We start from the raw sequence: 21,588 nt of genomic DNA on the forward strand, positions 1-21,588 counted from the left end.
CCTCCTTATTTGTCTGTCAGGTGACGAACGGCCTGCGCCAACTCCTCCGGATCTTTGGTCCGGACAAGTTTAGGCGGATCCAAAGGGGCAAATCCCGTTGGAGCTTTCGTCTCAGATGGTGGAAGGTTCTCCCCAGAGGACGCGTTCTGTCCATGTTTGAGCAATTCGTTCAGCTCTTGTCCATCGTCTTCGAGTTTAATGTCCACCTGTGAACCTCTTAGTTCTTGAGCGCCCGGTGAATCATAACCATACCCATTCCCCTCTGATGAAGGGTTCAGCAGCAATCCCAGTCCCCAGCGTAAACCATAAGCAAGGACAAACCAGGCTACAAAGCCGATTAACCCGCGAATTAAACTGGTCATCAACACATTGCTGCTGTATGCTACAAAAAAAGTCAGAATAAATCCGACTATGCCTGCTCCAAGATTAATGCGGTAGTTTCCTATCATGTCTTATAGTTCCTTTACACCCATTTGGACACTTCGAATAGTCAAAAGTCCAGTTTCACAGTCCATTTCAATCGTTCGTCCGTAATTCCCACCGGTATCTTCGGCAAGAAGTGGAATCCCAAGCTTTTCTAACCATTCCCGACAAGAATCCGCATTCCTCGGTCCGATACGCATTGTATCTCCTGCCCCCGCGAAGGCAAACATCTGAGACCCTCCAGCCATTTTGGACACAATACGTGAACGAGATGCACCGAGTTGTATCATTCTTTGTAACAATTCCGGCAATGCCGTATCCGCATATTTGGCTTTGTTCAACGTTCCTTCACGAGCTATCTCTGAAGTGGGGAGCATGACATGCGCCATTCCGGCAAGCTTCAAATGCGGATCATACATCGTTAATCCCACACAAGAGCCCAAGCCAGTCGTACGGATTACGCCGGGTAGATGAGCAATATTCAAATCCGCCATACCGACTTTAACGACGCTTTTGTCTTCAATCATGATCCAGTGGCACCCCTAGAGATTCAAATATCTTAGCAAATGAAGGCGGATCCGGAATCAGGAAAAATTGACCCTCTACCTGATCTTCACCTTCAAAGAAAGATGTGTCAATCAATAATGCATCGTCGCCCATTTCACCAAACTGCAACAGACCATAACTCAAAATGGCACCTGCCATATCAATAGCAAGTCCAGGAACGGTCGGATACATAGATAGTTTCGTGAAATCTGCCAAAGAAGAAAGGTATGAACCGGCCAATATATTCCCGATTTCGGATAGAGCCGACTGTTCCATTTCCGTGAATGCAAGACCTTCCTTCAAATCAAAACCAGCAAGCCGGTTCAGCAGCATTTTGGCAGCCTCAGGTGCCATCATAAAGAACAGATTGCCTGGTGCTTCGCCTTCAACACGAAGAAATACAGTAACAACTATACGTTCATCTCCGCCCACTTTTTCAGCAACTTCTTCAAAAGGAAGCATCTGTACTGTAGGCACACCCATGTCAATCGGTCTATTGAGAAGCTGAGACAACGCCGTTGCGGCGTTGCCTGCTCCAATGTTACCGACCTCTTTGAGCACATCCATTTGGAATCCCTCAAATCGGTTGAACAGTTCCACGGTGTTAGCCCTCAATACTTTCCAGCTGTACAACCTCGCTTTTATTTAATACTTCGTTTAGGTTAAGCATAATCAACAAGCGCGCATCCTCCAGCTTGGCTACACCGCGCAGGTATCTTGCTTTAACTCCACCAACCACTTCAGGCGGACTATCAATAGCGTCACGCTTGATGTCAATAACATCATTGGCAGAGTCAACGATAAAGCCAACTTGCATATCGTCCACACCTACAATGACAATACGAGTTTGATCGGTGTATTCTGTTTCTGGCAAAGAGAATCGACCACGTAGATCAATGACGGGAATAACAACACCACGTAAGTTAATAACTCCTTTTACAAAAGAGAAGGTCTTAGGTACACGGGTAATAGGCATCATACGCTCAATCGTCTGAACCTTGTCTACTTCAATACCGTACTCTTCGGAACCTAATTTAAAGACAATGACTTTCAACTCTTCTTCCATGGAAAAAACCTCCCTATTAAATGTAAGACTTATCTTGTGTGCTTATTTAATAAATGCATTAGGGTCAAGAATCAGGGCTACTTGTCCATCTCCCAGAATCGTTGCACCAGAGATCCCTTCAATGGAAGGAAGATAAGTACCCATCGATTTAAGAACAATCTCACTCTGCCCAATAAATTCTTCAACGGCTACAGCTGCAAGACGTTCACCTTTGCGAATGACCACGATCTCAGTTTCTTGTTCGTTCGCATCATTGAAATCAGGCACTCCGAAAACTTCGCTCAATGACAGGTACGGAATTAGAGACTCACGGAACGTAATCATTTTATTGCCATGAATATTACGAACCTGTTCGCGTTGTACAATGGCTGTCTCTACAATGGAAGACAAAGGAACGGCGTATTTCTCGGATCCAAGTCGAACAAGCATCGCAGCGATAATGGACAGGGTCAATGGTAACTGAACAGAGAAGTTGGTGCCTTTACCCGGTGTCGAATGAATGGTTACATTACCACCAAGAGAAGTGATTTTGGATTTCACAACATCCAATCCTACTCCACGGCCGGAGATATCCGAGATTTTATCAGCGGTACTGAAGCCTGGTGCAAACAACAGCTGGTTCACTTCATCATCGCTCATCTTGGCACCTTGTTCTTCGGTAACAACCCCACGTTTGACCGCTGTTCTCAAAAGGTTATCGCGGTAAATGCCTTTACCATCATCTTCGATTTCAATAAATACATGATTTCCGCTGTGGAAAGCCCGAAGATTAACTGTTCCCAATTCAGGTTTACCAGCTGCCACACGCTCTGCGATCGATTCAACACCATGGTCAACTGCATTACGCAGCAAATGCACCAGCGGATCGCCGATCTCATCAATTACCGTCCGATCAAGTTCCGTTTCGGCACCCGTAATGACCAGATCAATCTTTTTGTCGAGTGTTTTAGCCAGGTCACGAATCATACGCGGGAAACGGTTGAATACCGTATCCACAGGAACCATCCGCAATTTCAGTACAATATTTTGCAAATCTGTACTGACTCTGCTCAGATGAGCTACCGTATCCGATAAATCATTATTACCCGTCTCGCTGGCCAACTGCTCCAGTCGTGAACGATCGATCAGTAACTCGCTGAACAAGTTCATCAGTACATCCAGACGTTCTATATCCACACGGATGGTACGTGAAGGTGTAGCAGCTTGTTTTGGTGCAACTGTTTTGGTGGCTACTGGTTTCTTTGGTTCTTCTTTCGATGAAGAACTCGGTTCCGATGATGCTTCTACTGGAGCAGGAACAGGTGCAGCTTCCACTTCAGCTGTTGCCGCTGCCTGATTGGTCATCTGCTGAAGAGTCTCTTGATCCAGCTGAATGACTTTGGCACTCTCAATTTCTGAGATGCTCATAATGCCTTTTTCAAGTTCCTGCGCCTCTTTGGTCGTTATGTAATACAACGAGAAACTGCGCTCAAACTTCTCTTGCTCAATATCCTGAACTGTTGGGAACGATTTAACAACCTCACCCGAGCGTTCTAATAGATCAAAGACCATATAAGCACGTACGCCCTTCAGCTGGCTCTGCTCGCTGACAAGAACTTCAACATAGAGCACACGGTGGCCTTCGGCTATGGACTGATCCAATACGGAGTACTGGAATTCGTCCAGTTCAACCGCACTTGGTGTTGCTGTACTTGGTGATCGGTTTACTGCGGCTACGGGAGCAGTACCTCCCGTCCATTCACCACTCTCAATGGCTTGGAGAGAAGCTACGATGGAGGAAACATCCGCTTTACCCTCTCCGCCTTCGGTAATATCCTGAACCATTGTTTCCAAAGCATCCAAACTCTTGAACAGGGTATCAAAAATGAAATCCTGCATTTTCAACTTTTCGTTGCGCACCAGATCCAGCACATTTTCCATTTTGTGCGTCAATGATGCCAAATCCTCAAAACCCATTGTAGCAGCCATACCCTTCAACGTATGAGCAGAGCGGAATATGACCTGAACAATTCCCAGATCCTCCGGACTGCCTTCGAGTTGAAGCATATTTTCGTTAAGGGACTGCAGATGATCATTAGACTCATCAATAAACATAGATAAATATTGATTCATGTCCATTGTGAGGCACCTCCTCCATGAGTTAACTCCGTTTATTTCACAGCTTGAACAAGTTTAGGCGCAATCTCCTGCAATGGCAGAAGATGACGCACGCATTGCAGCTCTACAGCAGAACGCGGCATACCATACACAACACAAGTTTCTTCATTCTCTGCAAAGGTTGAAGTGACACCCGCTTCATACAATTTTTTCATCATACGAGCGCCATCACTGCCCATCCCTGTCAGTAAAACCAGATGTCTTTGCAATGACGTGTACGGCAGCAGCGACTCAAACATTGTATCGACTGAAGGCCTGTGTCCATTGACTGGTTCTTCCTCTGTCAGCTTTATGGTGAACCTTCCATCTGCAGTTTTGTTGACTTTGACATGAAAGCCGCCAGGAGCAATATAGGCCGTTCCTTTTCGTAGAACCATGCCTTCCTCAGCTTCAACCACATGCAGTTCACTGAACGTATTCAATCGCTGGGCAAGGGATCGGGTAAAGTTGGGCGGCATATGCTGAACAATAATGACTGGAGCAGGTAAATCACCTGGCAGTTGTTCCAGCAAAGTTTTGAGGGCTCTCGGTCCCCCAGTTGAACAACCAATAGCCACAAGTTTGTTAAATGATCCTTCCGGTCCTCCTGCTCCCTTATGAGACGGAATTACCTTGGCAATATCTTTGGATGGTTCAGCTGAAGCTGCAGCTGTCTCCTGTTCTGCCAATCGAGAAGACAAACGGTTTTCCTTGGGAGATTGCGTTGGCTTGTTTGCCTTAGCTATTCTGTCAGTACTGGCATTCGAAGCTCGATTTGAATCTCGCAAAGGCTCCAACTTTTTGTCCAGATGTCCCGTATTCTGCTTCGTCAGTGGAACAGTAGGTTGCTTCGGTTTTGCTCGTAAGGAATCAGTTTGTCCACTGCCAAATCGTGCTCCTGGCTGGGCAGGTTCTATTTTTTTCTTCAAAGCACCTTTTCGGTCTTGTAAAGGAGGTGGATCAACCTGAACTCGCTGGGACTGTTGCAGCAGTTTGCTCTGTGCTTCATCCCGTTTCTTCATCGATGCTTCACGATCGGCTTTTCGCTTGATTTCATCCATAGCTGCTCGCATCCGCTCAACCAATGCTTTACCTACTTGGGCAATATCCTGATCATGCACAATCGATGGCTTACGAATGAAGTCAAACGCACCGGCCTCGAGCGCCATGATGGTCTCTTTCATGCCTTGTTCATTGATACCCGAGAGCATAATCACCGGGACGAAAGATTGCTTCATGATCGATTTTAATGCGTCCAATCCATTCATTTCAGGCATCTCAACGTCCATTGTGATGACATCGGGCTTCAAATCTATTGCTTTTTGAATAGCTTCCTTACCATTTGATGCTGTTGCCGTAACCTTAAACTCCGAATCTGTTTCAATTAAATCCGAAACAATTTTACGCATAAAAGCGGAATCATCGACAACCAATACTTGATACACCGCCATGTTGTTTCCACCCCTGTTTCCTTTATTCAGAAATCATGTTGTCCGCTTTAGCCACTTTTTCATAAATCCTCTGATTCCTGTCAAGGTTTCGGATCCCGGAGCAGCAGGTACAGCCAAATAGTGATGTGCGAGTTTCTCTATATCCCTGGAAGCTTTTGCATTCGGATATGCCAGACTGTATGGCACTTGCCTTTTAACTGCCTTTACAACCTGAGCATCTTCGGAAATATATCCAAGCAGCGGGATATCGATCTGTAAAAATCTCTTTGCCACTCCAGCTATTTTATCCGCCACCCGTTCCGCCTCTTGCTGGTCTTCAGCCCGGTTAACGATCATCCGAAAGGGTGTGGCATTTTCCTGGCCATGCATAACTTTAACTAAAGCATAAGCATCGGTTATTGAAGTCGGTTCAGGTGTGGTGATAATCAGGCATTCATCGGCTGCACCGATAAATTTCATATTTTCTCTGGAAAGTCCTGCTCCTGTATCAAAAATGACATAGTCCATCTCCTGTGCAATCTCTTCAACTTGTCCAGCAAAAAACTCCAGATCTCGATCTGACAATGAGAACAATTCTTTCATCCCCGAACCTCCGGCGATATAAGGCAACCCGCTTGCACCAAGCTGTATGATTTCCTGTATGGATTTCTGTCGGTATAACAGATGGTACAGATTATAAGGAGAAGAGGTTCCCATTAGGACATCGATATTAGCCATCCCTATATCTGCATCAAACACCAATACCTTTTGCCCCATAGCCTGTAAGCTCAGTGCAAAGTTAAGTGTGAAGTTAGATTTACCAACGCCTCCCTTTCCACTGGCAACGGTTATGATTTTGGAGGAGCGTGAGTCACGTCCTCTTCCCTCCACTCCGTTAGGCATGGAGACCATACTTCTGAGTGAGGCTGCCTGGTCCTTCATCGTACAAGCTCTCCTAACAATTGTTTGGTCAGCGAATCCGCATCAGGCTTGAGTAAATCATCCGGCACATTTTGTCCGTTAGCCACGTAAGCAAGTTTAAGTGGAAAACGATGCAGCAGGTTAAACATCGGGCCGCAGCTTCCGGTCTCATCCATCTTCGTAAAAATGACCTTATCCAGCCCATATTTGCTGAAATGCTCCGTTATTTGAACCATATCGGCACTTTTGGAAGTCATGCTCAAAACCAAAAAAGTTTCACTATTTTCCACAGGCGCGAGTAGGCTTTGCAGTTCTGAAACAAGCAACTCATTTCTGTAGTTTCTTCCGGCTGTATCCATGAAGATTAGATCACATTCCTCAAGACGGGAGATTGCACGTTGTGTATCACCTGGGGACTGTACGACCTCTAGCGGGACATTTAAAATGGATGCGTACGTTCTAAGTTGTTCTACCGCTGAGATACGATAAGTATCCGAAGTGATGAACCCTACCTTTCGCTGATAGTTGAACATCTGTTCAGCAGCCAGTTTGGCAATGGTCGTTGTTTTACCAACGCCCGTTGGCCCAGCTACATATACAATGCGTGTAGTTGGCAAAATACCCACGTCGATACGTTTCTCCACAAAATGTGATATTTCTAATTGAACTGCTTGAACGGCTTCTGCTTCATCTAATTCTTTTTCAGAGAGCTTCGTCTGAACAACGTCAAACCAAGATTCCCATACTTCTGGCCAAATGTCTTGCTCCATCAACCTTTCTCGAAGAGCGTGGAACTCCTCTGGTAACGGATCTGCCGTTGCTCCTTGCTTAGACAACTTGGTCATCATCAGTTTGAGCTCCTGCAATTCAGACATCAGTTGGCCCTGCTGCGGATCGTTCGCCTGCTCCTGCTGCCCACTGGCAGATGTTAAACCCGAAAAATCCGCCCCTTGCGGTCGCGGTTTATGCTCGATACTCAAAGAAGATCTGCCGTTGCTCATGTCTGAACCGAGTTTACTCGATTCAGACACAGCTGTGGCATCCGTAGTTTTCTCTTGCACATTTTTTTCAGCGATACTCGCAGCCGATTCGTCAGAAGCAACGACAAACGAACGAGCCGTTTGTCGATATGCTTCAGGTACAAATGCGCGAGGTACGGGTGTAAATTGGTTTTGCACTTGCTTTGTTGCCTGTTTTTTTTCTTCCTTATCCACTGCTGCTACAACTTCGATCCTTTTCTTACGGAACATCCCCAGCACACCGCCCACCTTGATTTCCTTGGTGGACAGAATGACGGCATCACTTCCCAGGTCTTTGCGAATTTGAAGCATAGCTTCGGGCATGGTCTCAACGACGTATTGTTTTACTCTCATAAGTTCACCACCCCGACACTTTGGATTTCAACATTCGGCTCCAACTCACTATAGGAAAGAACTGGTATATCCTGCATGGTGCGTTCAATCACCTGACGCAGATACATACGAATGGTTGGAGAAGTTAATACAACAGGCTGCTGGCCCGACTGGATCAATCGATTAACTTGTTCAGTCAACTTTTGATATACACTTTGTGTTGAAGCTGGATCTAATGCAAGGTAACTGCCTTGATCCGATTGCTGTACACTCTCAGCAATTTTCTTCTCTAGACCAGGTCCAACAGTTATTACTCTGAGCGTCTCCCCTTTTTGGGAGAATTGCTGGGTAATCTGACGAGATAGGGATTGTCTCACGTATTCCGTCAGTACATCCGGGTCTTTGGTATACGTTCCGTAGTCCGCCAGTGTCTCGAAGATTGTAACCATATCACGAATGGAAACTTTCTCACGCAACAACTTGGCGAGTACTTTCTGTACATCTCCGATGGACAGGACGGATGGGATGAGTTCATCCACCAGCGCAGCATAATTCTCTCTGAGATTATCCACAAGTGCTTTCGTTTCTTGTCTGCCAAGTAACTCATGCGCATGCTTCTTAATCAATTCAGTCAGATGTGTGGCTACTACTGAAGGAGGATCTACAACTGTATATCCTGCAAGTTCAGCTCTGTCTTTGGTTACTTCATCTATCCATAAGGCTGGAAGGCCAAAAGCTGGCTCTGTCGTTTCGATCCCTGTAACAGATTCTTCTTCATAACCCGGACTCATGGCCAGATAATGATTCAACAACAGTTCTCCGCCGCCAACAACATTACCCTTAATCTTGATGACATATTCATTCGGTCTTAATTGGATATTATCCCGAATCCGGATGACGGGAACGACTAACCCCAGTTCAAGAGCACACTGCCTACGAATCATAATGATCCGATCTAATAAGTCCCCGCCCTGCTGATTGTCAGCCAGAGGGATCAAACCGTAACCAAATTCAAACTCGATAGGGTCCACCTGAAGAAGATTAATTACGCTCTCCGGACTTCTAACTTCTTCAATCTGCTGCTCCTCTTCCATTTGCTCCTCTGCCTCTTGCTTCTGATTCAGATTGTTCTGCATCCTCCATCCGGCAAAAGCCAACAAACCTGCAAGGGGCAACGTTGTAATAATATGAATTGGTGTGAAAAAACCGAGCATTGCTATTACAAAAGCTACAATATAAAGGAGCGTCGGGTATGTAAACAATTGTCCCGTAATGTCATCGGCCAAATTCCCTTCCGATGATGCTCTAGTTACAATAAGACCTGCTGCTGTAGATATCAGGAGTGCAGGAATCTGGCTTACCAGTCCATCCCCGATCGTTAACACAGAGTAGGTGGATAACGCATCAGCAAAAGCGAGACCATGTACCGTCATCCCGATGATAAAACCACCAATAAGATTGATCAGGAGAATAATGATACTTGCAATAGCGTCTCCTTTTACAAATTTACTGGCTCCATCCATGGCTCCGTAGAAATCAGCCTCACGTTCAATTTTGGAACGACGTTCACGTGCTTGCTGCTCGTTGATCAGGCCTGCATTCAAATCTGCGTCGATACTCATCTGTTTACCAGGCATCGCATCGAGGGTGAATCGCGCGGCAACTTCAGCTACTCGCTCCGATCCCTTCGTGATAACGATAAACTGAACAACGACGAGAATCAGAAACACTATAAATCCGATGGCTATCTGTCCGCCAGCTATCCAGCTACCAAAGGTAGCGACTACCGATCCTGCGTTTCCTTGACCCAAAATCAGTTTTGTTGTTGATATATTGAGTGCTAACCGAAACAACGTCGTGATCAGCAGCAATGCAGGAAAGATGGAAAATTGCAGTGCCTCTTTGCTGTTCATCGCAACAAGCAATATCATCAATGCCAGTGAAATATTGATGACAAGCAGTATGTCCAACAACCAGGTTGGGATCGGGAGAATCATCATCAACACGATGCCGATGATACCCGCAAGGACAGCTATATCTTTAATTTTCAATGGATGTACGGCCTCCGATCCCTTTTTATTTCGTTCTGCCCTTTAATTTATATACATAAGCCAGCACTTCGGCTACCGCTTGAAACAAATCAGCCGGTATGGCGTCACCAATCTCGGCTCTCTGGAACAATGCCCGTGCCAGCGGCTTGTTTTCCATTGTAATGACACCGTGCTCTTTGGCTATTTCCTTAATGCGCAAGGCGACGTAATCCTGACCTTTGGCTATTATCTGCGGCGCTTCCATCTCCGAGCCCTCATACTTAAGCGCAACGGCAAAGTGGGTCGGGTTGGTGATAATTACGTCCGCTTTGGGAACTTCTTGCATCATGCGCTGAACAGCCATACGACGTTGACGCTCCCTGATTTTCCCCTTGATCAGTGGGTCACCTTCCATTTTTTTGTATTCGTCCTTGATGTCTTGCTTGGACATCCGAATGTTTTTCTCGTAATCATACTTCTGGTACATATAGTCGAGTACAGCAAGTACTAACAGGGCTACTGCAATCTTGATTCCCAAGTTTAAGGTGATTGAAGCAGCAAAATGCAGAATCGCATCCAATGAAAAATGAGACAGTGAAGCAATATCTGACTGATAACCTGTGATGGTACTGTAAACCAGAAAACCGATAATCGACATTTTCATAATGGATTTAGCAAACTCCACCAATGAACGAAGAGAAAAAATGTTTTTGAATCCTTTAATCGGATTCAACTTTTCCAGTTTCGGCTTTAAACCCTCTCCTACAAGCAGGAAACCTACCTGCATATAATTGACGATTAACGCAACAAGTACCGCACCGAGCAAAACAGGAGCAAGCAATAACATCACCTCGATGCCATAACGCATCATTAAGGCTACGACGTTCTCCCCGGTGACTTCCATACTCAGCCGATTAATGAAGATGTCTGTAAACAGTCGAACCATACGTTCTTTGTAAAAGTTACTGAACATCATCATGATCAAAAAGGTGAATAGAAGAATGGATGCGCCGGACAGCTCCATACTTTTGACAACCTGTCCTTTTTTTCGCGTATCCTGCCTCTTTTTCGGGGTAGCCTTCTCTGTTTTTTCCCCTGCGAACATCTGGAGGTCGAGTTGATATTTCATTCGAATCTTGTCCTCCGTTTCACTCAGCCTGGCCTTTGTCCAATAGTCCCAAGCAAGTTTTCCATGGCTGTGAACATTACTTCGAACAATTGACTAAACACAAAGGCAAAACTGGGAACCAGCAAAAGCAAAATAGCAAGCCCAACGAGTACCTTAAGCGGCATTCCGACGGCAAAAACATTAAATTGAGGAGCCGTCTTGGCCAAGAATCCCAATCCTACATCTGTCAAAAACAGAGCAACTACAATCGGCGCAGACATCTGAAAAGCCAACATAAATGATTGGCCTAATGTACGCACCAAAAATTCAGCAATACTTCCATCTGCCAATCGTAGAAAGAATACATTCGACAACGGAATCCAGCGATAACTGTAAACAATGGCATCGAGCAGATAATGATGTCCGTTCATTGTCAGAAAGAGCAATACCGCAAAAGCATATTTGAAGTTACCTGTAAGTGGTGCAGATGCACCAGTCATTGGATCATATACGTTGGCCATACCAAAACCGATCTGAAGATCAATAAAGGTTCCTGCTGTCTGTACAGCCGTCATTAACAGATAAGCAACAAAGCCTAAGAGCAAGCCAATCAGTATCTCTCGGATAACCAGCAGGATATAACTCAGATCTGTAGGTACAACCTGGTCTATGCCGTATACCATATAAACTGTAAAGGTTACAAATGCCGATAAACCAATTTTAAGAGAATTCGGCACATTCCGAGCCGAGAAGACCGGCGCAGTTACAAAAAATGATGCTATTCGACAAAACATAAGCAGAGCGACAGGAAAACTTTGCAACAATGTCTCCATCTGCAACAGCCTACCCTATGTATCTGTATAAATTATCGAGAATGTTATACGTGAAATCGACCAGTATATTCAATATCCAAGGACCAAACAATAGTACTGCCAGAAGTACAGCAATGATTTTAGGCACAAAGGCCAGGGTTTGCTCCTGAATTTGAGTGGTTGCCTGAAACACACTGATAATGAGTCCTACAACCAGAGCTAGAATAAGCATGGGTGCGCTGGCCAGCAGTGAAGTATAGACCGCTTTCCCGGCCAGACCGATAATAAACTCCGAAGTCATGACCGTCCTCCTTTAATATGCCGGCTCAAGTGTTAAAACTCAGCAACAGTGACTTCACGACCAGATACCAGCCATCGACAAGTACAAATAGCAGTATTTTGAACGGTAATGAGATCATGACAGGTGGAAGCATCATCATCCCCATAGCCATGAGTGTACTCGCAACTACAATGTCTATAACCAAGAATGGAATAAAGATCATGAATCCCATCTGGAATGCTGTCTTCAACTCACTGATTGCATATGCCGGTACCATCACAGTAATCGGAATATCCTGGTATGTGCTTGGCTTTTCCGTTTGATTGTACTTCATAAACAGCAATAGGTCTTTCTCCCTAGTGTGGGAGAACATAAACTTCTTCATGGGGTCCGCAGCTTTTTCCAACGCTTCGGTTTGTGTGATGTCACCCTTGAGATAGGGCTGAAGCGCTACCTGATTGATGGATGACAACGTCGGTGACATGATGAACAGTGTTAGAAAAAGTGCCAAACCGACCAGCACCTGATTGGGTGGCATTTGCTGCGTACCCAAGGATGTCCGCACAAAACCGAGAACGATAACAATCCGGGTAAAACTGGTCATCAGTACCAGCAAGGCTGGTGCGATACTAAGTACCGTGATCAACAGGATAATGGACAGTGAACTCGTACTTGGTGTGCTCCCATCCCCGTTTCCAATTTGAATATCAATATTCGGAATCGGTTCGGCAAAGGCAGCAGTGACGGAGGCCAGACTGATGAGTCCTATGAAAAAACACGCTAACCAAATCTTTTTCTTCATGAATCCCTCGACCGATCTGTAGTATTGTCTTCTTCCAGGACCTTCTCCATCTTCTCTTTACGGTTAGGCATCTGCCGAAGTTTAGATTCAAACAGTTCGTGAAAAGAGGTTGTATCCTCGAGTTCTATCTCTCGCGGCGGTTCATCTTTGCGCAAGCGGGCAACCAGCTTTGCAATAAGAGGCGAAAGGCTCCCCTGTTGTGCTGAAGCATCCCGTTCAAATGAATCAATGATTCGTTTTGCCTCTTCAAGATCCGAAACCTTATCCACCAGCTGTATGTCATCACCCACACCGAGTAGATAAACGCTACCGCCAATTTCTATAATTTGCAGCGACTTGTTTGGTCCCAGTCCGACCCCACCCAAAATACGAATTGTGCCGTTCCGGAACCATCGCTGATTCCGTTTGTTTAGAAAACGAATCAGATAGACAATAAGAACCAGAATGACGGCCAGGACAACAATCACCCATACAAGCTGAAAATAATAATTGACTCCCGTGCCCACATCATCTGGAATCTTATCCTGAGCCATCATCATGTCTCTTAAACGCCCAGCGTTTTGCTGATTGCTTCGATAACCCGGTCAGATTGGAACGGCTTCACGATGAAATCTTTAGCTCCAGCCTGGATTGCATCAATAACCATCGCTTGTTGACCCATAGCAGAGCACATAATCACTTTTGCGTTAGCATCAATTTTTTTGATTTCTTTCAAAGCTGCAATACCATCCATCTCAGGCATGGTAATATCCATTGTGATCAGATCAGGACGAAGCTCCTTAAACTTTTCAATTGCTTGTGATCCATCCTGTGCTTCGCCAACGACCTCATATCCGTTTTTGGACAAAATGTCCCGGATCATCATTCTCATAAATGCAGCGTCGTCCACGACTAAAATTCGGTTTGCCATCTTGATTCAAGTCCTCCCTAAATTGTGCTTATTGTAATTTCTGAATTCGGTCCCATTGGCTTACGATATCTATAACACGAACACCAAAGTTTTCGTCGATTACGACAACCTCACCTTTGGCAATCAACTTGTTATTCACCAAAATATCGACAGGTTCACCGGCCAGCTTGTCCAGCTCGACAATTGAACCTTGTGACAGTTCTAAAATATCCTTAATTTGCTTCTGGGTCCTTCCTAATTCTACGGTGACTTTAAGGGGAATGTCCATCAATAAATTCAAATTGTTTTCGTCTACCTGGCCGAACGCCCCATTTTGCAAATTGGCGAATTGAACCGGTTGTACGTTTACATTCCTATTCGGCACACCGCCGTAATGCTGCGGTACACCATAAGGTTGCTGCGGAGGCATGCCATACGGCTGCTGTGGCGGCATTCCTTGCGGCATCCCCATTGGAGTCTGTCCATAGCCATTATAATCTTGAACAGGCGGCTGTTGTGCCTGTGGCGGTGCCTGTTGCTGAACCGGAGGTTGCTCAGGGGCAACCGGTACTGCTGCCGGTACTGGCTCTGGAGTAGACGCAACTGGTGCACTAGCAGTAGACTCTTGAGCCCCTCCAATCAACATCTCTACCATTTCTTTGGCAAAATGCACTGGAAGCAGCTGCATAAGATTGGAGTCAATCAGGTCACCAATCAACAGACGGAATGATACCTGGATCAACGTCTCATCTTCTGGAAGATTGCTGACTCCCTCACCACTTTCCATATTGAGAATATCAATTCCCGGAGGAGAAATATTCACGAAACGGTTAAAGATTGTGGACATGGAAGTAGCAGACGAACCCATCATCTGATTCATCGCTTCCTGTACTGCACTGATATGGATTTCATTTAGTTCTTCATCAACCGGATTTCCTTCGCCGCCAAGCATCAGATCAGCTATGACTTGAGCATCCCGTTTTTTGATGACTAGCGAGTTGATCCCTTCAAATCCATCCACATAATTCACATGTACTGCAACGTGAGGTTTAGGAAAGGCTTCATCAAACTGTGTCCGACTGATGATGGACACCTTAGGTGTTGTAATATCTACCTTTAGGCCCAATAGCGTGGACAAAGCTGTCGCCGCACTACCAAAAGTAATGTTACCAATTTCCCCCAAGGCATCCTGTTCCAGCTCGGTCAAAAAATCATCAACTGTTTTCTCAGCCGGTTCCGAACTGTTCATCGATTCCGATTGTCTGAGCAAAGCATCGATTTCTTCTTGGGATAAATAATCCTTACTCGTCAAATTCTTCAACTCCTTCGGTGACAATCTTGTCTATTTGCACAGCCACACGATCCTTGATCGTTCCCGGGCTACCCATATACTTCAGCCTGTCTCCAACTTTAATGGACAGTCCCTCATCAACGGGTTTGTTCAACGTTATGACATCGCCAACAGACAGACCCAAAAATTCAGCAATCGAAATCCTGGATTCTCCCAACTCCGCAACGACGGGCAATTTGGCTTTGTTCACACGCTCTTTGAGAGCATCATATTCTTCCGGAGCTCTCGTCTTTTTCTCCGAAACAAACCACTGATGAGTCGACAACCGAGACATAATAGGTTCAAGAACGACATGCGGGATACACAAATTGATCATGCCTGTGGTGTCACCGATTTTGGTACTCAGTGAGATCAAAGCGATGGTTTCATTGGGGGAAACAATCTGCATAAATTGCGGATTGGTCTCCAGTGCTTCCATCCTTGGAGAAATATCCAACACCGTCTTCCATGCTTCCTGCAAACTCTCAAACGCACGGCTGAAAATCCGCTCCATAATCGTCGTCTCAATTTCCGTCATCGATGCGATCTTTGTCGGTGCATTTCCTGTTCCGCCAAGCAGACGATCCAGCATTGCATAACCCACGTTGGGATGAACCTCCATCACCATCCGTCCCTGTAATGGCTCCGCCTCAAATATGTTCAATATCGTCATCTTCGGAATAGAACGGATAAACTCGTCATAAGGCAACTGTTCAACCTGAACGACATTGATCTGAACGAACGTCCGCAGTTGGGCTGAAAAATAAGTGGTGAGAAAGCGTGCAAAATTTTCGTGAATACGGGTCAAGCTTCGAATATGATCTTTGGAAAAACGAACCGCCCGCTTAAAATCGTACGATCTAATTTTCTTTTGAGTTTCTTCCTTTTTCAATTCCTCAGCATCCATCTCACCAGAGGAAAGGGCAGCTAATAGGGCGTCAATCTCATTTTGTGATAATACATCCACCATGTTCTCACCCCCTTACAGATTTACAGCGTGTCCTGTTCATTACATTGGCGCCATCACAAAAGCAGAAAAACTAGTGCTGGCCAGCTTACCTTCTGGCAAAGCTTCATTAATAAGGTCGGTCAATTTTTTATTAAATTGAATGCGACCTTTTGCTGTAGCCAGCTCATCCGACTTGGTATCCGCAAAAGTCTGGATGATGATAGGCTTCACCGTGATTTCCTTGATTTTCTCAAAATCTTCTTTAGCCTTTTTGTCGGACAATTTGAAAGAAAAACTTACAACTACAATATGGTCTATATCAGCCAAATTGGTTTTAATTTCTCCAAGCTCTGAGGAAACTGCAACAATTTCATCCGCAGTCATCTTCTTCTCTGCAGCAGCGGCTGCCGTATGTGTATCATTCTTATTTCCGTTCTGTCCTGTCATAAATACAAACACAACCACCACAATCAGTGTTATAGCTAGCAAGCTTGTTGCAAGCCATGGCAACATCTTTTTCATCAGGACTCCTCCGTTTGCTGCACTTTAATAGTGGCTGCCTGAACCCCGATTTCACGGTTGTAATCTTTAATTTTGGAAATAACCTCATCGGCCTTCTCAAGCACAATAAGTCTCTTTCCGGTTACCAGAGTAATATACGTGTCTGGTGTCTCTTCGACAATTTCAACCATCAGCGCATTTAACCACATGGGAGAACCATTTAACCGCGTAACCGAAATCATGCTAAGCCCCCTCGATCAGAGTGGAGGAGCAAGCTCCCCCACGCATTAAAAATTGCTAATCAGTTATTAACGTTTCAGGTTAACAACTTCCTGAAGTACTTCATCGGACGTTGTAATAATACGTGAGTTCGCCTGGAATCCACGTTGAGCCACGATCATCTCTGTGAATTCACCTGTTAGATCCACGTTGGACATTTCAAGTTGTCCTGCAATAACGGAGCCTGTACCAAATTCAGTACTATTGGCAGTGACAATTTCGAATTCCCCGTCAGCATTGGCATTTGCAGTAATACGATACAAGTTACCACCGATTTTTTCTAGACCTTCTGGATTTGTTACTTTCCCTATGCCCAGTTGTGCTCCAGCTTCAGTTGTTCCATCATCCATCGTCTGGTTGATAATTCCATCTTGACCAATAGTGAAAGAAACTACTGCTTCATCCAAAGTGATAGGTTCTCCACCACTATCAACAACGAACAGACCATCGGATGTCACGAGGTTACGGTTAGCATCCACATGGAAATCTCCTGCACGGGTCAAAAAAGGAACTTCTTGTTCCCCGCCTAGGGTCACGAGGAAGAAACCATCACCATTTAGACGCAGGTCAGTTGGATTATTAGTTGTCATTGGGCTGCCCGCAAGATGCAGCGTATCAATCGATCCTACCGATACACCCAAACCAATCTGCTTTGCATTTACACCACCGTTATCATCTCCAGGCGCTGTTACCCCCGCCGTTGTTTGGCTCATAATATCTTTGAACATGACACGGCTACCTTTAAAACCAACCGTATTCACGTTCGCAATATTATTACCGATAACATCAAGTTTCGTTTGAAAACCCCGCATCCCGGAAACGCCTGAGTACATTGATTTCAACATTTTTAAAAATCCTCCCAGCCTTAATTTGGTTACCGCGTCAGTCGGTCAGCGGCATTCCGGCTCCCGAGAAGGGCCAGCCGGTCAAGAAATGATTACAGCACTGTCAATCTGGGTGAATACATTATCCTTCATGCTTTCACTATCCATGGCTGTAACGACAGTACGATTTTTGACATTAACGATAAAAGCCATATCTTTCATCAAAATCAAGGATTCCTTGGCTCCTTTGGCAGCAGCCTTATCCAGTGCAGTTCCAATCTGCTGCATCTGCTCAGTCTTGAGTTCAATACCGCGCTGTTCCAACCTTTTGGCAGCATGATTACTCAATTTCAGGAGGTTGTCTTCCAATACCTGTGCAAAAGGGCGTTCAGGTACATTAGACGTTTCTCCTGCTTTGGAGCGATTATGCAAATTCGGTGTAATTGGACCTGTATACAGTTGGCCTACGGTTATCCGATCACTCATAACGTGTTTCCGTTATCTTCAGGCTGTGCTGATGGTTCTTGTTCATTGGTTTCGTTCGTTTCAGCTGAATCTTCAACGTTCTGAACAGGATTTTCATTTTCCTCAGCCTGTGTTGGATTGGTTACCTGAATAATTTCATCCAGCTTAATTTCGTCTTTGCCCACTTTTGCGTACTGAACACCATCTCGTACGATAATAGAATCCACAATACCTTTACGGAGGGTTCCGTTATCCTCTTTATTAGAAGAAAGCCAACTGATCTCGCGGCCAATCATGCCAGACACTGTCCCAAGAGACTGATTCAAAGTCTTGAGCTGAGACGAAATATTCACCAGTTGTTCTACCGAACTGAACTGAGCCATCTGAGCGATAAATTCCTTATCTTCCATTGGCTGCATCGGATCCTGATTTTGTAGCTGAGTGATCAATATTTTAAGAAACTGATCCTTTCCCAGCTCTGTTGTTGCAGCGCTTGTTGTAGCTTTATTCGCTGCCGAATAGTTAGGCCAGGTATTATTGGTAGAAATCGCTTCATTAGCCATATTTTCACCTCATTTCTATTTAAGCTTCTGCTGTAAACGTGTCTCTCCGCAGGTCGTTTCCTTCCTCATGCTCACTGCGCCAGTTGCGCAATTCTTCCTGGAGAGTTGCTGTAGTTACAGCATCATCTGACTGTTCTTCACGTTCCCGTGAGCGACGTTGCTGCTGAGAATTGCTTCCTGGCTGCCGTCCACCATCCTGGTACATTTGTGAACCAAGTGAGCTGTTCTGAGTCACCTCAAGTCGTTCCACTTGAATACCTTGTGCTTGAAGCGAGCTACGCAGTTGAACCATTTGCTGTTCCAGCATGTCTTTCGCCATCGTATGCTCGGTCATAAAACGTGCAACCAGTTGTCCGTTTTGCAAAGTAATCTGCACATCCAGCTTACCCAAATGTTCAGGACGTAGTGAGATAGTCGCTTCCGAAAATCCCTTTTGTTGCACAATATCCAACTTATTCACAACAAACTGTGTCATCTCTTTTGCAAACTGGGATGCTTGCATGACAGGTTCAGCCGGTTTACCTGCTGATGTTCCTGATGAACGTAAGGACAACTCTCCTGCCGTAATGATACTTGAATGGTCCACTTCTCCGAATTCATTTGCAGTAGGTGTTGAATCCGTTTCAACTGAAACTTTAGTTCCAGTATTTGAAGCGGCTGCAACAAGAACTTGTGGTACCACTGAGTCTTGCTTGGATGTTTGAACGGGATGCGTTGGAGCCACTTGCACAGCCTGGTCCTTAGTCACCGCTAATGTATCCAGAATGGATTTAAGTTCAGTCCACCCTTTGTTAAGACTGGTGTCACTGCCAGCATCTTGCAACTGATTTTGAAGAGATTGAAGCAGGTGCTTGAATTCGGGAGCGTTTTTGACAACAGTACTATCCGGCTCATTCATGCCCGCAATTAACTGTGTAAGCACATCCTGTAATACAAAGCGCACTGCTGCTGGATGTTCCGCCAGATCAATTGCTGATGCTGGATTTCCCGCTTCACTTGTAGGCTCATCAGAACCTTCGGCTTGAATACCAGGATTAGCATCTAATTGAGCATACATCTGCTGAATCAGACTTTGTAAATCCCCTAGTAGTGACGGATCATTTTCCAAAGCTTCATCTAGCGAATCCAAATCTGCGAATAACGAACTCAAGATATCGGTGATAGATGTTTGTTCTCCATCTTCACTAGCTGCAAAGGTAAACATAAGCGGATTAGCTGTTAAGCTCCCTGCTGCAGCCGAGCTGTTCTCCCCCGTTGCACCACCATTCAATGATTGGGCAAGAGTTTGTAGAAAATCACCGCTACCAGCAGTTGCACCTTTGGAACCAGTTCCAGCTGTCTGAGCTGCCCCTGTTGTCTTGGCGGATGATGTGGATGTCATTTGATATACAATCGACATTTATTTTCACCTCCTCTCCTTAATAAAACAGACGCTACTAATCTTACTTGTTTCCCATTAATTTATTTAATATTTTTGCAGTTTCAACTGAATTTTCAGTCGACATATTTTCAAGCAATTGAGACCGTGTAGCATCATCTACAGAATTCAAAATGGTCAAGGTTTTGTCCGGACTCAGCTTATAAGTTTCGAGTAACAGCTTGGCTCCGCTAGAGGCCGACATGGAAGCAAACGTTTGACTAAGCTGATTTTTATCCAAATTTTTGGAGTTAGTCGTAGATGCCGTAGATGTAGTTGCAGTCTCTTTCTTTAAGCGGGATTGCAGTGCGTCCAGGGCCAGATCACCGGATGGTTTCGCATCCTTCATCATCATCGTGACATCAGCCGCTGTTTTTGGGTCCATCTTTTCCAGCACCTTAGTTCGTGCAGCCGATTGCATCGCACTCAGAAGCAGCACCATCTCTTCGTTCGTCATATTTTGCAAAATCGGTGCGGCCTTACTAGGACTCATGTCCGCATACATCTTAGCCAAATCTTTAATTTGTTTCTGATAATCAGACTCGGTCTCTGGATTCTGCACAGCGGTTTCAGCAGCTTTTTCCGCATCATCCAATTTCTTTTGCAAATCACTTGCTTTTTTCGCCTCTGTGGTCGTGGCATCCTTCGCTGCTTTAAGCTCTGTTTCTTTCTCGCTTACTTGTGCCTTCAGCTTATCTATTGTCGCTTCTGCACTCTCGACCTGCTGCTCGCTCTTCTCCAGTTTCTTTTTCTCCGGATCTAGCACAGGATCAGGCACCCAGTCCTTTACGATAGGAATTTTGTTAGCTACTCCAAGCAGGTTGTTGCGAATATCTACATTAAATAGAGTGAGCAAAACACCCAACAAAACCACAGTGAACACAATTGGGATTGAAATCATCAGAAACTTTTCCCAACCGCCGCTCGACTCTTTTTCCATATCTGTGTCTTTAACAGCCATTGTTCTTTCCTCCTTCACGAGACAACTTCGCGTCCGGCCACATCAATTCGCGCGTCCGGCTTTGGCAGCGAAGCGTACAGTAGCCATCTCGTCCAGATCGTTCTGTTCCCGGAGGAGCATCTCCTGCTGAAATTTGATTTTGGCCTTGTCTCTCGCCCCAAGCCATACTTTTTCGTCCATCATTTTGCCATTCAGAAACGTTTGATTCCGTTGCACATTGACCTCAGCATGTCTGACATCACTACTTTTGCGTGAAATGCACTCGTCAAGGTGATGGACATACCGCTGCATCTCCTGCAAGCTGGATACGGAAGCCGTACTTTCCGTAGCAGATTGAATGACATCAATCAATTCCTTTTTATCATTCAATAGTTGTAAAAGATGCTCTTCCTCAGTCTGAAGTTTCCCGATCGCTGTGGATAACATCCACTCCGCTTGCGTTTTTTCATTGCTTTTCAGGTCAACAACCTTCTGGAAATGATATCGAAATTTCATCGTTTACCC

At 45.2% G+C, this 21,588-nt stretch carries 25 protein-coding genes; all 25 read right to left on the reverse strand.

The features are described 5' to 3' along the window. Positions 1–5 precede the first annotated feature (5 nt). Positions 6–449, reverse strand: a complete 444-nt coding sequence (locus CRO25_RS08760) for a hypothetical protein (RefSeq protein WP_079694678.1) — start codon at positions 447–449, stop codon at positions 6–8. Positions 450–452: 3 nt separating this feature from the next. After that, complete coding sequence (locus tag CRO25_RS08765; protein WP_063566391.1) at positions 453–950, reverse strand: chemotaxis protein CheD; 498 nt, start codon at positions 948–950, stop codon at positions 453–455. Continuing rightward, on the reverse strand, positions 943–1,536 hold the full coding sequence (locus CRO25_RS08770; protein WP_090807429.1) for a chemotaxis protein CheC: 594 nt from the start codon (positions 1,534–1,536) through the stop codon (positions 943–945). The genes CRO25_RS08765 and CRO25_RS08770 overlap by 8 nt, the downstream gene beginning before the upstream one ends. Before the next feature lie 37 nt (positions 1,537–1,573). Further along, positions 1,574–2,035, reverse strand: coding sequence for a chemotaxis protein CheW (locus CRO25_RS08775; RefSeq protein WP_063566392.1), 462 nt, complete (start codon positions 2,033–2,035; stop codon positions 1,574–1,576). Positions 2,036–2,077: 42 nt separating this feature from the next. Beyond that, positions 2,078–4,153 (reverse strand): chemotaxis protein CheA, encoded by a 2,076-nt coding sequence (locus CRO25_RS08780; RefSeq protein WP_079694679.1) that lies wholly within the window; start codon positions 4,151–4,153, stop codon positions 2,078–2,080. A 32-nt stretch (positions 4,154–4,185) separates the two neighbouring features. Beyond that, a complete protein-coding gene (locus tag CRO25_RS08785) occupies positions 4,186–5,622 on the reverse strand; it encodes a chemotaxis response regulator protein-glutamate methylesterase (protein WP_063566394.1) in 1,437 nt (478 codons plus the stop codon). A gap of 33 nt (positions 5,623–5,655) precedes the next feature. Then, positions 5,656–6,543: a MinD/ParA family protein gene (locus tag CRO25_RS08790; RefSeq protein ID WP_063566395.1), complete on the reverse strand. Its 888-nt coding sequence runs from the start codon at positions 6,541–6,543 to the stop codon at positions 5,656–5,658. Next, positions 6,540–7,895: a flagellar biosynthesis protein FlhF gene (flhF, locus tag CRO25_RS08795; RefSeq protein WP_079694680.1), complete on the reverse strand. Its 1,356-nt coding sequence runs from the start codon at positions 7,893–7,895 to the stop codon at positions 6,540–6,542. The genes CRO25_RS08790 and flhF overlap by 4 nt, the downstream gene beginning before the upstream one ends. Next, on the reverse strand, positions 7,892–9,925 hold the full coding sequence (gene flhA / locus CRO25_RS08800; RefSeq protein WP_079694681.1) for a flagellar biosynthesis protein FlhA: 2,034 nt from the start codon (positions 9,923–9,925) through the stop codon (positions 7,892–7,894). The genes flhF and flhA overlap by 4 nt, the downstream gene beginning before the upstream one ends. Before the next feature lie 25 nt (positions 9,926–9,950). Continuing rightward, positions 9,951–11,033 carry a flagellar biosynthesis protein FlhB gene (gene flhB / locus CRO25_RS08805; protein WP_179132114.1) on the reverse strand — a complete coding sequence of 361 codons (1,083 nt, stop codon included), beginning with the start codon at positions 11,031–11,033 and terminating at the stop codon, positions 9,951–9,953. Between the two features lie 23 nt (positions 11,034–11,056). After that, positions 11,057–11,845 carry a flagellar biosynthetic protein FliR gene (gene fliR / locus CRO25_RS08810; protein ID WP_079694683.1) on the reverse strand — a complete coding sequence of 263 codons (789 nt, stop codon included), beginning with the start codon at positions 11,843–11,845 and terminating at the stop codon, positions 11,057–11,059. Positions 11,846–11,855: 10 nt separating this feature from the next. Further along, entirely contained in the window at positions 11,856–12,125 is a 270-nt protein-coding gene (fliQ, locus tag CRO25_RS08815; protein WP_024630226.1) for a flagellar biosynthesis protein FliQ, read from the reverse strand. Positions 12,126–12,150: 25 nt separating this feature from the next. Then, positions 12,151–12,906 (reverse strand): flagellar type III secretion system pore protein FliP, encoded by a 756-nt coding sequence (gene fliP / locus CRO25_RS08820; protein ID WP_079694684.1) that lies wholly within the window; start codon positions 12,904–12,906, stop codon positions 12,151–12,153. Next, on the reverse strand, positions 12,903–13,442 hold the full coding sequence (locus tag CRO25_RS08825) for a flagellar biosynthetic protein FliO (RefSeq protein ID WP_372828764.1): 540 nt from the start codon (positions 13,440–13,442) through the stop codon (positions 12,903–12,905). The genes fliP and CRO25_RS08825 overlap by 4 nt, the downstream gene beginning before the upstream one ends. Positions 13,443–13,450: 8 nt before the next feature. Further along, the gene (locus tag CRO25_RS08830) at positions 13,451–13,816 is read right to left on the reverse strand and encodes a response regulator (protein ID WP_017689175.1); all 366 of its coding nucleotides are present in this window, start codon (positions 13,814–13,816) and stop codon (positions 13,451–13,453) included. Positions 13,817–13,844: 28 nt separating this feature from the next. After that, positions 13,845–15,107 carry a flagellar motor switch phosphatase FliY gene (fliY, locus tag CRO25_RS08835; RefSeq protein WP_079694686.1) on the reverse strand — a complete coding sequence of 421 codons (1,263 nt, stop codon included), beginning with the start codon at positions 15,105–15,107 and terminating at the stop codon, positions 13,845–13,847. Next, complete coding sequence (fliM, locus tag CRO25_RS08840; RefSeq protein WP_024630222.1) at positions 15,097–16,095, reverse strand: flagellar motor switch protein FliM; 999 nt, start codon at positions 16,093–16,095, stop codon at positions 15,097–15,099. The genes fliY and fliM overlap by 11 nt, the downstream gene beginning before the upstream one ends. Before the next feature lie 39 nt (positions 16,096–16,134). After that, complete coding sequence (locus CRO25_RS08845) at positions 16,135–16,596, reverse strand: flagellar basal body-associated FliL family protein (protein WP_079694687.1); 462 nt, start codon at positions 16,594–16,596, stop codon at positions 16,135–16,137. Continuing rightward, the gene (locus tag CRO25_RS08850) at positions 16,596–16,817 is read right to left on the reverse strand and encodes a flagellar FlbD family protein (protein WP_024630220.1); all 222 of its coding nucleotides are present in this window, start codon (positions 16,815–16,817) and stop codon (positions 16,596–16,598) included. The genes CRO25_RS08845 and CRO25_RS08850 overlap by 1 nt, the downstream gene beginning before the upstream one ends. A gap of 66 nt (positions 16,818–16,883) precedes the next feature. Next, positions 16,884–17,699, reverse strand: a complete 816-nt coding sequence (gene flgG, locus CRO25_RS08855; protein ID WP_072732401.1) for a flagellar basal body rod protein FlgG — start codon at positions 17,697–17,699, stop codon at positions 16,884–16,886. An 81-nt stretch (positions 17,700–17,780) separates the two neighbouring features. Then, the gene (locus CRO25_RS08860; RefSeq protein WP_063566405.1) at positions 17,781–18,164 is read right to left on the reverse strand and encodes a TIGR02530 family flagellar biosynthesis protein; all 384 of its coding nucleotides are present in this window, start codon (positions 18,162–18,164) and stop codon (positions 17,781–17,783) included. Further along, a complete protein-coding gene (locus CRO25_RS08865) occupies positions 18,161–18,706 on the reverse strand; it encodes a flagellar hook capping FlgD N-terminal domain-containing protein (RefSeq protein WP_079694688.1) in 546 nt (181 codons plus the stop codon). The genes CRO25_RS08860 and CRO25_RS08865 overlap by 4 nt, the downstream gene beginning before the upstream one ends. A 19-nt stretch (positions 18,707–18,725) precedes the next feature. Beyond that, positions 18,726–20,105, reverse strand: coding sequence for a flagellar hook-length control protein FliK (locus tag CRO25_RS08870; protein WP_079694689.1), 1,380 nt, complete (start codon positions 20,103–20,105; stop codon positions 18,726–18,728). Between the two features lie 43 nt (positions 20,106–20,148). Continuing rightward, on the reverse strand, positions 20,149–21,084 hold the full coding sequence (locus CRO25_RS08875; RefSeq protein WP_079694690.1) for a MotE family protein: 936 nt from the start codon (positions 21,082–21,084) through the stop codon (positions 20,149–20,151). Positions 21,085–21,126: 42 nt separating this feature from the next. Continuing rightward, complete coding sequence (gene fliJ, locus CRO25_RS08880) at positions 21,127–21,579, reverse strand: flagellar export protein FliJ (RefSeq protein WP_072732398.1); 453 nt, start codon at positions 21,577–21,579, stop codon at positions 21,127–21,129. Positions 21,580–21,588 lie beyond the last annotated feature (9 nt).

Origin of the sequence: Paenibacillus sp. RU5M (assembly GCF_900221055.1) — a bacterium.
Lineage (GTDB): Bacteria > Bacillota > Bacilli > Paenibacillales > Paenibacillaceae > Paenibacillus > Paenibacillus marchantiae.